The 12,623-nt window shown below is 58.2% G+C and carries 14 protein-coding genes and 1 tRNA gene; 5 read left to right on the top strand and 10 right to left on the bottom strand.

Features of this window, described 5'->3' with window-relative positions:
- Positions 1-16: 16 nt before the first annotated feature.
- From RAK1035_RS17000 to RAK1035_RS16985, 4 genes are all read right to left on the bottom strand, one after another.
- Entirely contained in the window at positions 17-820 is an 804-nt protein-coding gene (locus RAK1035_RS17000; RefSeq protein WP_037298573.1) for a lytic murein transglycosylase, read from the bottom strand.
- Between the two features lie 106 nt (positions 821-926).
- Positions 927-1,799 carry a hypothetical protein gene (locus RAK1035_RS16995; protein WP_232279236.1) on the bottom strand — a complete coding sequence of 291 codons (873 nt, stop codon included), beginning with the start codon at positions 1,797-1,799 and terminating at the stop codon, positions 927-929.
- A gap of 195 nt (positions 1,800-1,994) precedes the next feature.
- The gene (gene glnA, locus RAK1035_RS16990; RefSeq protein WP_008282304.1) at positions 1,995-3,401 is read right to left on the bottom strand and encodes a type I glutamate--ammonia ligase; all 1,407 of its coding nucleotides are present in this window, start codon (positions 3,399-3,401) and stop codon (positions 1,995-1,997) included.
- Positions 3,402-3,431: 30 nt separating this feature from the next.
- Positions 3,432-3,770 (bottom strand): P-II family nitrogen regulator, encoded by a 339-nt coding sequence (locus tag RAK1035_RS16985; protein ID WP_008282302.1) that lies wholly within the window; start codon positions 3,768-3,770, stop codon positions 3,432-3,434.
- Positions 3,771-3,942: 172 nt separating this feature from the next.
- On the opposite strand from RAK1035_RS16985, the gene RAK1035_RS16980 reads away from it, so the two are divergent.
- Positions 3,943-5,523: a bifunctional ADP-dependent NAD(P)H-hydrate dehydratase/NAD(P)H-hydrate epimerase gene (locus RAK1035_RS16980; protein WP_008282300.1), complete on the top strand. Its 1,581-nt coding sequence runs from the start codon at positions 3,943-3,945 to the stop codon at positions 5,521-5,523.
- On the opposite strand, the gene RAK1035_RS16975 is transcribed toward RAK1035_RS16980, so the two are convergent.
- Positions 5,460-5,957 (bottom strand): Hint domain-containing protein, encoded by a 498-nt coding sequence (locus RAK1035_RS16975; RefSeq protein ID WP_037298476.1) that lies wholly within the window; start codon positions 5,955-5,957, stop codon positions 5,460-5,462. The two genes, RAK1035_RS16980 and RAK1035_RS16975, sit on opposite strands and share 64 nt — an antisense overlap.
- 174 nt (positions 5,958-6,131) lie before the next feature.
- On the opposite strand from RAK1035_RS16975, the gene RAK1035_RS16970 reads away from it, so the two are divergent.
- Both RAK1035_RS16970 and tig read left to right on the top strand, forming a co-directional pair.
- Positions 6,132-6,216 (top strand) — tRNA-Leu (locus RAK1035_RS16970).
- Between the two features lie 118 nt (positions 6,217-6,334).
- Positions 6,335-7,666: a trigger factor gene (gene tig, locus RAK1035_RS16965; protein ID WP_008282298.1), complete on the top strand. Its 1,332-nt coding sequence runs from the start codon at positions 6,335-6,337 to the stop codon at positions 7,664-7,666.
- Between the two features lie 127 nt (positions 7,667-7,793).
- Here tig and RAK1035_RS16960 read toward each other — a convergent pair whose 3' ends face one another.
- The 5 genes from RAK1035_RS16960 to rpsF form a co-directional block, all read right to left on the bottom strand.
- A complete protein-coding gene (locus tag RAK1035_RS16960) occupies positions 7,794-8,588 on the bottom strand; it encodes an acyl-homoserine-lactone synthase (RefSeq protein WP_008282297.1) in 795 nt (264 codons plus the stop codon).
- Positions 8,589-8,776: 188 nt separating this feature from the next.
- The gene (locus RAK1035_RS16955; protein ID WP_008282295.1) at positions 8,777-9,451 is read right to left on the bottom strand and encodes a LuxR family transcriptional regulator; all 675 of its coding nucleotides are present in this window, start codon (positions 9,449-9,451) and stop codon (positions 8,777-8,779) included.
- Between the two features lie 421 nt (positions 9,452-9,872).
- Positions 9,873-10,475 carry a 50S ribosomal protein L9 gene (rplI, locus tag RAK1035_RS16950; RefSeq protein WP_008282294.1) on the bottom strand — a complete coding sequence of 201 codons (603 nt, stop codon included), beginning with the start codon at positions 10,473-10,475 and terminating at the stop codon, positions 9,873-9,875.
- Between the two features lie 11 nt (positions 10,476-10,486).
- Complete coding sequence (rpsR, locus tag RAK1035_RS16945; RefSeq protein WP_008282293.1) at positions 10,487-10,714, bottom strand: 30S ribosomal protein S18; 228 nt, start codon at positions 10,712-10,714, stop codon at positions 10,487-10,489.
- A 29-nt stretch (positions 10,715-10,743) separates the two neighbouring features.
- Positions 10,744-11,169, bottom strand: coding sequence for a 30S ribosomal protein S6 (gene rpsF, locus RAK1035_RS16940; RefSeq protein WP_008282292.1), 426 nt, complete (start codon positions 11,167-11,169; stop codon positions 10,744-10,746).
- A 235-nt stretch (positions 11,170-11,404) separates the two neighbouring features.
- On the opposite strand from rpsF, the gene RAK1035_RS16935 reads away from it, so the two are divergent.
- Positions 11,405-11,914, top strand: a complete 510-nt coding sequence (locus tag RAK1035_RS16935; RefSeq protein WP_232279235.1) for a hypothetical protein — start codon at positions 11,405-11,407, stop codon at positions 11,912-11,914.
- A 132-nt stretch (positions 11,915-12,046) separates the two neighbouring features.
- On the top strand, positions 12,047-12,622 hold the full coding sequence (locus tag RAK1035_RS16930) for a YceI family protein (protein ID WP_008282290.1): 576 nt from the start codon (positions 12,047-12,049) through the stop codon (positions 12,620-12,622).
- The last annotated feature ends 1 nt before the right edge of the window (position 12,623 follow it).

The following is a 12,623-nucleotide window of genomic DNA, read 5'->3' as shown; positions in this document are numbered from 1 at the left end:
GGCGAACGATTCCGCGTTAGCCCCCGTCGATTTGCGCGGCCATCAGGGCAATCGCTTTTTGATAGACCCCGGCGGCGTTCCATTGCTGGATCACGGCGAAATTCGGTTGGCCTTCCTGATAGCCCTGTCCGGGTTGCCAGCCTTTTTGGCGCAGGAAGTTCGCGGTTGACGCAAGCGCGTCGGTGAGATTGTAGAAATCCACCCGCCCGTCGCCATTGGCATCAACCCCGTAGTTTAGGGCATTGCCCGGCAAGAACTGGGTATGCCCCAACTCGCCGTGTTTTGCCCCCTTGGTCTGGGCGGTGATTGCGCCACGATCCACCAACTTCAGCGCGCCAACGGCATGGGGCCGAAAGAAATCAGAGCGGCGGCAATCATAGGTCAGTGTGACGATGGCCGAAACAACGGCACTATCCCCCATGAACCCACCAAAGCCGGTTTCCATGCCGTGAATAGCAAGGAGCACCCCGGCTGGGACGCCATATTGACGCTCTAACGCGTCGTAAAACGCGGCATCCTGTGCGCGCCGCTTGCGACCTTGGGCCACAATGGTGGGAGCCCCGCGAACCTGCATGAATTTCTCAAGACTGTACTTGAAGCTTTTTTGGTTGCGGTCCGCCGCAATGGTGCTGCTGGCATATTGCGCCCCGGCCAAGGCCTCGAGCCCTCTTGGGCCAACGCCCTCGGCGGCAGCCTCCTTGGCAAAGGCGGCCTTCCAATTTGAGAAGCCGTCCGCACTGTTGCCACAGGGCGCGGCGAGGGCGCTCGTGGCCAGCAGGCTGAAACCAAGAGCCATGGTGAGTGGCTGAAGGGGGCGCATCATGGTCGTGAACATTACAATCTCCCGTGAAATAGCTTTCGATTGGAGTGTAACGCGCCACGCGCGCGCCACAAGTGCGCCTCTGCGGGGAATTTTCCGGTCGAGGTCATCCCAATAGGTCCTGCATGGCCTGCAGAGCTTGGGCTGTCGCGCCATTGACCTGCAGGGTGAGGAACAAGCCGGTCATCGCCGCCGTCTGAGAGGCGAGACGCAAGTTCTCGCCGCGCATGAGGTTGACAATGGCGAGCGCGGCAGCAACCGGAAGAGCAAAGAGCCCCAGCGTGATCGTCAATATCCAGACGCTCAGGCGTAGGGGGGCTGTGCTCTCGCGGATGCTGTCAGTTTGTATTGTGGCGGCGGGCGTTGTTTCAAGACTATCGCGAAAAACCGCACGCAACGCGCCAGCTACATGATCCTCCGGAGCGGCGTCGCTCTCTGAGACATAGCGTGCATGCAGCGCTTGATGGGTAAGTTCGATGTCTGGCAAGCGACAACGCGCTGCGGCGGCATTGGGGTGCGGCACGATTTCAGCTTGTGGTGCGGCTGGCTCATACTCGTCCTGAAAGGTGACAGCCTCGAGAAACTCGGCATGACTGAGCAGGGCCAGCGGGTGAATCCATTGCACAAAGTCCGGGGCGAGCGTGCTGTGCAGCGCCCGCAGAACATGTGCCATGACCGACAGCGCCAATTGGGTTTGGGGCGGTGCCTCTGGATCGGTTTGCAAGAGGCTCAGCGCGAGAAAGTGCTCAGCGGGCTGAGACAAAGCGCTAAGCTTGTGGTCCTGCTGGATTTCAATCCGCAGAACAAAATGATCAGAATTCAGGTTTGCCTCGCAATCAGAAAGAATACGCAAGCCTGTTGTCTGCTCATCTAGCCAGTCAAGGACCATGCTGATCCGGTTGCCGATCCTGACGATGTCGAAGTTTCTCGTACCGAGAAATACTAGCCCTGCCGTTACCCTTTGAGTGGAATTGGCCATGGGAGGTTCCATTATCTGCGTTGTGAGTGATCTATCTATGACAACCGAAGGTGGAGCCGATTTGTTTCAAATGAGGATTAATTTGGGCAATTCGTCAAAAATGCTGAGATTGATGCCAAACACGCAACGGTGAAGGGCATAAAAAAAGGGCACCCCGAATGGGATGCCCAGAATTTACAATCACAAGCTGTGCAATCAGCAGCTGTAATACATGCCGAATTCGACAGGGTGCGGTGTGTGCTCGTATTTGTGGACTTCGTCCATCTTGAGCGCGATGTAGGCCTCGATCTGGTCTTTGGTGAACACGTCGCCTGCCAGCAGGAAATCGTGATCAGCGGCCAGACAATCCAATGCTTCGCGCAGAGAGCCACAGACGGTCGGGATGTCTTTCAGCTCTTCGGCGGGCAGGTCATAAAGGTTCTTGTCCATGGCTTCGCCGGGATCAATCTTGGATTTGATACCGTCGAGGCCAGCCATGAGCAGAGCGGAAAACGCCAGATAGGGGTTTGCGCTCGGATCCGGGAAACGGGCCTCTACGCGCTTGGCCTTGGGGCTTTCGGTCCACGGAATACGGACGCAACCCGAACGGTTGCGGGCCGAATAGGCGCGCAGAACGGGGGCCTCGAAACCGGGGATCAACCGCTTGTAGCTGTTGGTGCCGGGGTTGGTGAAGGCGTTCAGCGTCTTGGCATGCTTGAGAATGCCACCGATGAAATACAGCGCCTCTTGGCTGAGGTCGGCATATTTGTCACCGGCAAAAAGCGGCTTGCCGTCTTTCCAGATCGACATGTTCACATGCATGCCCGACCCGTTGTCGCCATAGATCGGCTTGGGCATGAAGGTGGCGGATTTGCCATAGGCATGCGCCACGTTGTGAATGATGTATTTGTATTTCTGAATCTCGTCGGCCTGCTTGGTCAGCGTGCCGAAAATCAGACCCAGTTCGTGCTGGCAGCTTGCGACTTCATGGTGGTGTTTATCCACCTTCATGCCGATCCGCTTCATGGTCGAGAGCATTTCGGCGCGCAGGTCTTGGGCGTCGTCGATCGGGTTTACCGGGAAATACCCGCCCTTGAGGCCCGGACGATGGCCGGTGTTGCCCATCTCGTATTCGGTGTCACTGTTCCAAGACGCGTCAACAGCGTCTACCTGATACGAGACTTTGTTGATGGTGTTCGAGAAGCGCACGTCGTCAAAGATGAAGAATTCAGCTTCGGGGCCAAAATAGGCCACATCGCCGATACCGGACGACTTGAGATATGCCTCGGCTTTTTCTGCCGTGCCGCGCGGATCGCGATCGTAGGATTCGCCGGTGTCGGGTTCAACAACCGAGCAATGGATGCAAAGTGTCTTTTCCGCGTAGAACGGATCGACATATGCACTCTCGGTGTCGGGCATCAGCTTCATGTCGGAAGCCTCGATCGACTTCCAGCCAGAGATCGACGATCCGTCGAACATAAAGCCTTCTTCGAGGAAATCCTCATCGACCAGGTCCGCGACCACGGTCACATGCTGAAGTTTACCGCGCACGTCGGTGAACCGGATATCGACGTAGTCAACATCCTCATCCTTGATCAGCTTGAGAACTGCGTCTTTGCTCATTCTCTTGTCCTTTTCTTGTTAGGGTAGATTTCAGAGCGCGTCCGAACCGGACTCACCGGTGCGGATGCGAATGGCTTGCTCGACGGGGCTGACGAAAATTTTGCCGTCGCCAATCTTGTCGGTTTTGGCCGCGTCGATGATCGCTGCAATGGCCGCGTCCACCTGATCGTCATCGAGCACGACGTCGATTTTCACCTTGGGAAGAAAATCGACTACGTATTCGGCACCACGATACAGCTCGGTATGGCCCTTTTGACGACCAAAGCCCTTGACCTCGATCACCGAGAGGCCCTGAATGCCAGCTTCCTGAAGCGCCTCTTTCACCTCGTCGAGTTTGAAGGGTTTGATAATCGCTTCGATCTTTTTCATCGGCTCGGCCTCTCGCGGTTACGTTTGGAACGTGCAGACCACTTCTCAGCAGGAGGCTCAATCGGTTAAGCTGGATTTTGCAGCGCCCCGGACGGGTTCAAAGAAGTAATTGCCTAACTTTTAGGCAAAATGCCGAAAAAAGCATCGAAAATAAAACGCAGAGGGACCCGGTATGCTAGAAATTCTGACAGCCACTGAAATGCGCGCACGGGAACAGGTGGCCATCGAGTCGGGCGGAGTAACTGGGCTTGATCTAATGGAGCGCGCGGGACGTGCCGTGGTCGAGGCGGTGTTCGCTGAATGGCCGGAACTTGCGCAAACGCCACAAACTGCGGCGGTTCTGTGCGGACCGGGTAACAATGGCGGCGACGGTTTTGTCATCGCGCGGCTTTTGAAGGCGTGGGGCTGGGAGGTGGGTGTCTACCTTTATGGTGATCCGGAGCGGCTGCCACCGGATGCGCGGATCAACCATGATCGGTGGTGCGCCATGGGATCTGTGCATGATCTTGCGCAGGCCTCTGTCGAGGGACTCAAGGTCGCGTTGATGGTCGATGCGCTGTTCGGAACCGGTCTGCGACGACCGCTAGAGGGCGTGGCGCAGCAAGGCTTGAACCAACTGGCGGCACGTGTTGTGGCCGTGGATCTGCCCTCTGGGCTGTGCAGCGACAGTGGGCGGGTGTTGGGCATGGTTTCAAACGCGGTCCGGGCGGCGCTTACGGTTACGTTTCACGCGCCCAAGCTGGGACATGTGCTGGCGGATGGGCCTGCGGTCTGTGGTCGGGTCATGGTGGCAGACATTGGTCTTGCGGCGCAGGCCGAGGGCGCGGTCAGGCTGATCGCGCCTCCGGATGCGCAAAGCCTTAACAAGGCAGAAACAGCACATAAATTTGGCCATGGTCATGCGCTGATCCTGACGGGTGGTGCGGGCACGACCGGCGCGGCGCGGTTGGCTGCGCGCGCGGCGCTTCGGATTGGGGCAGGGGTGGTGACCCTTGGCGTGCCGCCCTCGGCACAGATGGAAGTGGCTGCCCAAATCACCGCGCTGATGTTGCGCCGGATTGAAGATGGCCAAACCTTGCACGCCGCGCTGACGGACAAGCGCATCACTGCGCTCTGCTCGGGGCCAGGAATGGGCACAGCGCGGGCGCGCGACTTGGTGCCGGTGGTGCTGCGCCATGAAAGCGCCCCGCGCGTGGTTCTTGATGCCGATGCGCTGACCGCTTTTGCCGATGCCCCTGAGACTCTCTTTGGCTTGCTGCACGAGGGCTGTGTTTTGACGCCGCATGGTGGCGAATTCACGCGGCTCTTTCCCGATATTGCCGCGCGTTTGGCCGCGCCTGCCACGCAAGGCCCTGCCTATTCCAAGGTTGAGGCCACCCGAGAGGCCGCCAAGCGGGCTGGCTGTGTCGTCCTTTTGAAAGGGGCCGATACCGTGATTGCTGCGCCAGACGGCGCCTGCGCCATTCATGCGGCGGCCTATGGGCGTGCAGCGCCATGGCTGGCCACGGCCGGCGCGGGCGATGTGCTGGCGGGGTTTATCGCCGGGTTGCTGGCCCGTGGGTTTCCCCCGATGCAGGCCGCCGAAACAGCGGCGTGGCTACATGGCGAATGTGCGCGCTGCTTTGGCCCCGGCCTGATTGCCGAGGACCTACCCGAGGTCCTGCCCAAAGTGCTGCGCGCGTTGCCGGATCAGGCCGCGCGGGCGTCAAGCCGCATGTCGGCGTTGCTGGCCAATTCCAACCCGTCGACATAAAGGATGTGGGGGGCTGCGAAATCGAGGCTGAAGAGCGTCATTTCCTGCGCCGCCTCAAGCGTCACAAACTCGCCATCCACCAGCCGTGTCGCGGATACGAGCGCCTGAGTGTCGCCAAAAAGCGCCTTGGCGCGCCAGTCGCGCACAAGCAAAAGCTGGCCAGCAGGCAGGGTCACATCCCGTTCGGGCCGGGTATGCCCGAGCGTGCCCGCCATGATCCGCACCGCCGCCGTGCGCAGCCTGTGCCGAGCGATGCCACGCAAGACCGCCGTGCCGCTATCGCGGGTGATCACACGATCCCCGACATTCAAATCGGCAACGCGCCGCTCGCCGTCGAGGGTGAGAATGATGCTGTCGGCCAACAGGCCGCATGTGTCCACAGGTGGAAAGACGGCCAATCCGCCATCTGACCGCCCGACCGTTTTCGGTTTCATGGCGTGTCTCGCTTGTTTTCTGCCTCAGATTACATCCAGAATATGGCAAGATTGGGTTTATGTCCTGCTTTTTTTCGTCATGATCCTGTCAAGCCAAGCTTAATTTTCCTCTCGCATCCAGCGAGACGCTTTGCTAGACACCGCGCCAGCGGCCTGAAAGGGCGCGCGACGGATGCGGGTGTGGCGAAATTGGTAGACGCACCAGATTTAGGTTCTGGCGCCGCAAGGCGTGGGGGTTCAAGTCCCTCCACCCGCACCAACAGACCGGCGAAATCAGGCCGGATTCCCCTTGCACGTTGGCGGGGGCCTCAATAGAACACGCGTGATTTTGACCGCCGCGGACGCCTCCGCGGCCCGATGCATATGAGAGGACGAAAATGCAGGTCACCGAGACCCTGAACGAAGGGCTGAAGCGCGGCTACAAGATGATCTTGTCAGCCAAGGATCTGGACGAGAAGGTAAACGCCAAGCTCAAGGAGGCCCAGCCGGATATCGAGATCAAGGGGTTCCGCAAGGGCAAGGTGCCGCTGCCGCTCTTGAAAAAGCAGTTTGGCCAGCGCGTGCTGGGCGAAGCTATGCAAGAAAGCGTCGATGACGCGATGAAGGCGCATTTCGAAGCCAAGGGCGAGCGCCCGGCGTTCGAACCTGATGTCAAAATGGCCAATCAAGACTGGAAAGAGGGCGACGATGTTGAAATCGTCCTGAGCTACGAGGCTCTGCCCGCGATTCCCGATGTCGACCTCAAGTCACTGAAGCTGGAGCGTCTGGTCGCCAAAGCCGATGATGCCGCCGTTGATGAGGCGCTCAAGAACCTTGCCGAGAATGCGCAGGATTTCAAGGATCGCAAAAAAGGCTCCAAATCCAAAGACGGCGATCAGGTCGTGATCGACTTTGTTGGCAAGGTCGATGGCGAAGCTTTTGACGGCGGCAGCGCCGAAGATTATCCGCTGGTCATTGGCTCGGGCAGCTTTATCCCCGGCTTTGAAGAGCAGTTGGTGGGCGTCAAAGTTGAAGAGGTCAAGGCTGTGACCGTGACCTTCCCCGAGGCCTATCAGGCCGCGCATTTGGCGGGTAAAGAGGCCGTGTTCGATTGCACTGTCAAAGCAGTGAAAGAGCCTGTCGCCGCTGAGATCAACGACGAGTTGGCGCAAAAATACGGTGCCGAAGACTTGGCCGCGCTCAAAACTCAGATCTCCGAGCGTCTTGAGATGGAATATGCTGGGGCGGCACGTGCGATCCTCAAGCGTCATGTTCTGGATCAATTGGACGAGAAGGTCAGCTTTGACTTGCCGCCAAGCATGGTGGACGCCGAAGCCAAGCAGATCGCGCATCAGCTTTGGCATGAGGAAAACCCTGACGTGCAGGGCCATGATCACCCCGAGATCGACGTGACCGAAGAGCATATCAAGCTTGCAGAGCGGCGTGTCCGTCTTGGTCTCTTGCTCGCAGAGTTGGGGCAGAAGGCTGAAGTGCAGGTGTCGGATGCGGAAATGACGCAAGCGGTTATGAACCAGGCGCGCCAATATCCGGGCCACGAGCGGGAGTTCTTTGAATTCGTGCAGAAGAACCCGCAAATGCGCCAGCAGCTGCGCGCGCCCATCTTCGAAGACAAGGTCATCGACTATGTGGTCGAACTGGCTGAGGTGACGGATAAAGAGCTGTCCAAAGAAGAGCTTGAGAAAGCCATCGAAGCGATGAACGACGAGTAATCGCCAGACACGTTCTGGAAAAAATGAAGGGCCGCCCCGGGGAGAAGTGGGGCGGCCCTCTTCGTTCTAGCGCAAGTGACGTAGACGACAGTGCCGGTCGTCAGTCAGGATCGCGCGCCCCTGGGGGTCAGGCACGTTGATCCATGCGCGAACGAATCTTGTCCTCAAGAGCGGCCTTGAGCCGCAGAGCGGCAATCCGCTCTTTTTCCGAGGTTGCCGAGGCAATTTGCTCATCGCAATATTGCTCGAGTGGTGTTTTCGGTGTGACGTGGCCTGCAATCGCTGGCAGTGCGAGCGCCGCGTCATCGCTGATAAAAACGTCTCCCTCAACTCCGCCAAAGGCGCGGATGCGGTCGATTCGCTCGTCCGTGCAATCCAGCAATGCCGCGAGGGCGGGAACCTTGCCCATATCGGCAGTCTTGCCGACATAGTCATAGGGCGCGTTGCCTGAGCGTTTCAGGACCCGATCCATCACCGGATCAATCACGGTCACAATGTCCGAAACACCCGCACTTTTTGCCGCTTCGAGTGAGGCGATCATCAGTTCGCAGGTCGCGTAAGAGACCGAGTTGCGATCACGTCCGCGTCCGAGGCGACGTGTGTCGACGCAGAAGCGAGTGGATTCCCAAAGGGTTGCGCTGCGCAATGGCGGCTCGCCATCGAGGATATCGGCAAAGACATCGGCCAGCATGTGCGGACCAGTGGTCTGCAGCGCGCGCACGCAGGATACGACATTTCCTTCATCGTCGAGACCCACGGCGTAGGCCGGGTTCAGGTCATCGAACAGATCGCGCTCGCGACCATCCTTCACTTCAACCTGCCAACCGAGTCGATCCCCAAAGACTCGTGCGCGCAGTTTGAACATCTCATCCAGCACATGGCTGAACCTGTCCTTATTGATGGCATCAATTACCAAAATCATCGTTGCGTCTCCCCAAAAGTGGCGTGTCCCGTGTGAGTGGTGTATTCGGCAATCTTGAGGTTAGTAAATTCCACGAAGTATACCATTGGGGAAATCCCGTAGCGGTGCGCACGAACACGCACCAAAGTGTGAAAAAATGTTTGGAAATGAAGGTAATGCTACGCCTTTGATGAAAGGCGGGACCGCGTTCAACGCGGATAGATCAAACCGAGGTTGATCGCACGCCCAATTGCCTGCGGAGTTGTCAGCGCATTGAGCTTTTGGCGCGCAGACCGCAGGTGCACTTCGACTGTGCGGTGCGAGATCGACAGGATATCGCCGATGTCCTGTTGGGATTTGCCGGCTGCTGTCCATTGCAGGATTTCAATCTCCCGGGTCGAGAGAGAAGGGGTGTTCAGCATCCGGGTTAGGGGATCGGACTGAATCACCATGTCATGCATATGCACAGCCGCTGCCTGAAGGTTACCGATGATCCCCGAGATCAACAGTTGCCATTCGCGTTCAGAACAATCGCGATTGATGCTGAGGCCGCCGACATCACCATAGGGGCCATGAATGGGAATCGTTAGCCCTCTATCCGATATCCCGAAATCACGAGCCGCCTGAAAAATGGTTTGAAACTCGGCCCCCCGTTCCAGCCTGTTCCAGTCAACCGGCGCGATACTGTGGCGCGCCTTGAGCAGGGTGGGGTCAATCTCGTAGTACTTGTGCTGGAGATAGTGAGAGGTCCAATCCGCGCCATAGGTCATATGCCCATGTGATTGCCCGCTGATCGGATTCATTCCGGCATAGGCCACATGATCAAGCTCGAACCTGTTGCGCAGATCGTCAAGAAACTGCCTGAAGGGGTCGACCTGGATCATTTACGGTGCCCTCTTCGTCAGGTTGGGCGGACTGTTCGGTAGGGGAATGGAGATGAACAACATGCCCGTTCTACACTTGGGGCAAGTACTCTCATGGCTTTTCCCAAGGGACATTTTTTCAACACACAGGTGCTGCCTGTGGGGGGGCACCGCCCTATTCAGTCTGTGTGGATGTTCCATGTCGGGCGGACCCAAGAGTTGTGGTGACAGGGGAACTGGTTGGCCCCGAAACATTCGTCAGCAAAGACCATGACGATGGGGTTACAGCGCGAGAACCAAAAAAACACCAAACACTACGATCAAACAAAAGTGAACTCATCGTGAAGCGTAGCATTACATGGCTCATCTTGTCGACTACCACGTCACATAGCTGTGCCGCGCAGGGGGCTGCGCGGCACTTTATTCAGAACAATTGCCGAATTCAGGCGTTATTGTCGCGACGATCTGAATAATCGTCGTCGTCGCCGGCGGCACCACCGATGTCGTCAAACAGTTCGGCAATCTCAAAATCTGCGGCCTGATCGGCCTCGGCGGCGGCATCTTGGATGCTCTTGCCAGAGGCTTGCAGGGCTGCTTCTTCGACCGAACGCGCAACGTTCAACTGGATCATGGCAACCACCTCGGGGTGCAGCGTGACGAGAACGTCATGCAGGCCAAGGTCTTTGATCGGGCGGGTCAGGGCAACCTGCTTGCGCTCGACGGTAAAGCCATTCTCGGTGGCGGCATCAGCCGCATCGCGGGTGCTGACCGAACCGTAGAGTGCGCCGCTGTCAGAGGCCTGACGGATGACAATGAACTGCTGACCGTTCAGCTTGTCGGCCATCGCCTCGGCTTCTTTGCGGGTCTCGAGGTTCTGAGCCTCAAGTTGCGCCTTGCGGTTTGCGAAATCAGAAATGTTCTTTTCCGAAGCCGACAGCGCCTTGCCCTGCGGCAGCAGGTAGTTGCGGGCAAAGCCGGGCTTGACGTCGACGACATCGCCCATCTGGCCAAGCTTGGCAACGCGTTCAAGAAGGATCACTTGCATCTGAGGTCTCCTTATTTCACGGCATAGGGCAGAAGGGCGAGGAAACGGGCACGCTTGATGGCGCGCGCGAGTTCACGCTGCTTCTTGGCCGAAACGGCGGTGATGCGCGACGGCACAATTTTGCCACGCTCGGAAATGTAGCGTTGCAGCAGGCGCGTGTCTTTGTAGTCGATCTTGGGCGCGCTATCGCCCGAGAACGGACAGACCTTGCGGCGACGGAAAAACGGTTTTGTAGCCATGGTTTATGCTCCTTGTCTCAGGGGATGGATCAGCGACGTTCGCGGCGTTCGCCACGATCGGGACGGTCCCCACGGTCGGGGCGGTCGCCACGATCAGGGCGGTCGCCGCGGTCGGGACGGTCGCCCCGCTCGTCACGCTTCTGCATCTGAACAGAGGGGCCCTCTTCATGCGCATCGACCTTGACGGTCAGCACGCGCATGACGTCGTCATGCAGACGCATCAGGCGTTCCATCTCTTGCACAGCGCTCGAGGGCGCATCGCTCTTGAGAAAGGCATAGTGGCCTTTGCGGTTCTTGTTGATCTTGTAGGCCATCGTTTTGACGCCCCAATACTCGTGCTCGACGAGTGTGCCACCATTTTCGGTCAGCACGGCACCAAAATGCTCGATCAGGCCTTCGGCTTGCGCGCTGGACAGGTCCTGACGCGCGATCATCACATGCTCATAAAGCGGCATGTTCACTCCATTTCTATCAAGGCGCATTTCATAGGACGGGCTTTGGCTCTTTCGCGCCCCATCCACGAGAGACTGCGCGGTTCATAACGATTGCGAAAGATTGGGCGCGTATACATCGCCCCGCAGGGCGGCGCAAGGCGCATTGATCCGGCCCGCAGAATGCCGCTGACCTGCCGCAATACGGACGAATTTGGTGGGCACGGTTGTGTTGTTCGAGGTGAAAAGGAGTATGACCATGGTTGCCCTTCCGGATTTTGAGCGCGAGTTCACGCACGCACCATTCGATTACTACGAGAGCACTGGCCATGCTCAGGCAGAGGCCCCGGCACTCGATCTTGGTCGCGCCACGCAGACCTTGTGCGGCAGTGCGCTCATCTTTTCGGCCTTCGGTCTCTGGCTGGTTTCTGCGGGGGCGCAGGACTCTGCCATGATGATGATCAAACTTCTTTTTTTTGTAACTCTGCTCTTCGCGGGCCTGATGTGTCTGAGCCGCGCGCGTGCGGTGCAGGCAGGGCCTGAAATTCAGGTTGATGTGATGAACCGCCGCCTCCATGTGATCGCCCCGGTTGCGGGCGGTCGGGCCGCGCGGGTTGCGGTCCATGATCTTGACAGCCTTTCGGAACTGTCGATGCGGGACCGCGTGCTGACAGCGCGCGATGCCGCCGGTCGTCAGATCGTTGCGATGAAGATCGAGGATCGTGCAACGGCCAAGGCCCTGCGTCGTGCTTTGGGCTTTCCAGCCTGAACCAAGCGAGGGCTTGATGTTGGCAGGTGTTCGCCAATCCACAGAGGTTGTTTGAAACTACGGGATTGTGATTTCGTCCCAGAGCGCCAAATGTGAACAGGTAAGTCACATTTCACCCTCTGGAGGTTTCCGATGAAGAATATCCTGCTCGCCACAGCGCTTGCTTTGACCGCGACTGGCGCGGTTGCTGCCCCTGAAAAATATGAGCTAGACCCCAGCCACAGCCAGGTTGTGTTTTCTTACAACCACTTGGGATTTTCCACGACCTACGGCATGTTCTCTGGCTTTGCGGGTGAGATCATGTTCGACGCCGAAGACCCGGCCGCCTCGTCGGTCAATGTGTCGATGCCGGTCATGTCGATGTTCACCGGTTGGGAAAAGCGCGACGAGCATTTCATGTCCGAGGATTTCTTTGGCGCGACCGAGGGCGATATGGTCACCTTCACCTCGACCGGGATCGAGGTTACGGGCGACACCACTGCCCTTATCACCGGCGATCTGACCATGAACGGTGTGACCAAGTCGGTCGTGCTCGATGCGCGCCTCAATCAAAAGGCCGATGCACATCCGATGAATAGCAAGCCTTGGGTCGGGTTTGACGCCACCACAACGCTGCTGCGTTCGGACTTCGGCGTGGATAAATTCACGCCCTTCGTCAGCGACGAGGTTGCGGTGCAGATTTCCGTCGAAGCCGGCAAAGCCGAGTAAG

Origin of the sequence: Roseovarius sp. AK1035, from assembly GCF_003288315.1 — a bacterium.
Taxonomy (GTDB): domain Bacteria; phylum Pseudomonadota; class Alphaproteobacteria; order Rhodobacterales; family Rhodobacteraceae; genus Roseovarius; species Roseovarius mucosus_A.
This window is presented reverse-complemented; position numbering and strand designations above follow the sequence as displayed.

Bases quoted from the DNA above. Each gene is read 5' to 3' on its own strand.
- glnA (WP_008282304.1), bottom strand. From the start codon at position 3,401: ATGAGCAAAGACGCAGTTCTCAAGCTGATCAAGGATGAGGATGTTGAC.
- RAK1035_RS16975 (WP_037298476.1), bottom strand. From the start codon at position 5,957: ATGAAACCGAAAACGGTCGGGCGGTCAGATGGCGGATTGGCCGTCTTT.
- RAK1035_RS16985 (WP_008282302.1), bottom strand. From the start codon at position 3,770: ATGAAAAAGATCGAAGCGATTATCAAACCCTTCAAACTCGACGAGGTG.
- RAK1035_RS16960 (WP_008282297.1), bottom strand. From the start codon at position 8,588: ATGATTTTGGTAATTGATGCCATCAATAAGGACAGGTTCAGCCATGTG.
- RAK1035_RS16955 (WP_008282295.1), bottom strand. From the start codon at position 9,451: ATGATCCAGGTCGACCCCTTCAGGCAGTTTCTTGACGATCTGCGCAAC.
- RAK1035_RS16980 (WP_008282300.1), top strand. From the start codon at position 3,943: ATGCTAGAAATTCTGACAGCCACTGAAATGCGCGCACGGGAACAGGTG.
- RAK1035_RS16995 (WP_232279236.1), bottom strand. From the start codon at position 1,799: ATGGCCAATTCCACTCAAAGGGTAACGGCAGGGCTAGTATTTCTCGGT.
- RAK1035_RS17000 (WP_037298573.1), bottom strand. From the start codon at position 820: ATGCGCCCCCTTCAGCCACTCACCATGGCTCTTGGTTTCAGCCTGCTG.
- rplI (WP_008282294.1), bottom strand. From the start codon at position 10,475: ATGCAAGTGATCCTTCTTGAACGCGTTGCCAAGCTTGGCCAGATGGGC.
- tig (WP_008282298.1), top strand. From the start codon at position 6,335: ATGCAGGTCACCGAGACCCTGAACGAAGGGCTGAAGCGCGGCTACAAG.
- rpsF (WP_008282292.1), bottom strand. From the start codon at position 11,169: ATGCCGCTTTATGAGCATGTGATGATCGCGCGTCAGGACCTGTCCAGC.
- RAK1035_RS16930 (WP_008282290.1), top strand. From the start codon at position 12,047: ATGAAGAATATCCTGCTCGCCACAGCGCTTGCTTTGACCGCGACTGGC.
- rpsR (WP_008282293.1), bottom strand. From the start codon at position 10,714: ATGGCTACAAAACCGTTTTTCCGTCGCCGCAAGGTCTGTCCGTTCTCG.
- RAK1035_RS16935 (WP_232279235.1), top strand. From the start codon at position 11,405: ATGGTTGCCCTTCCGGATTTTGAGCGCGAGTTCACGCACGCACCATTC.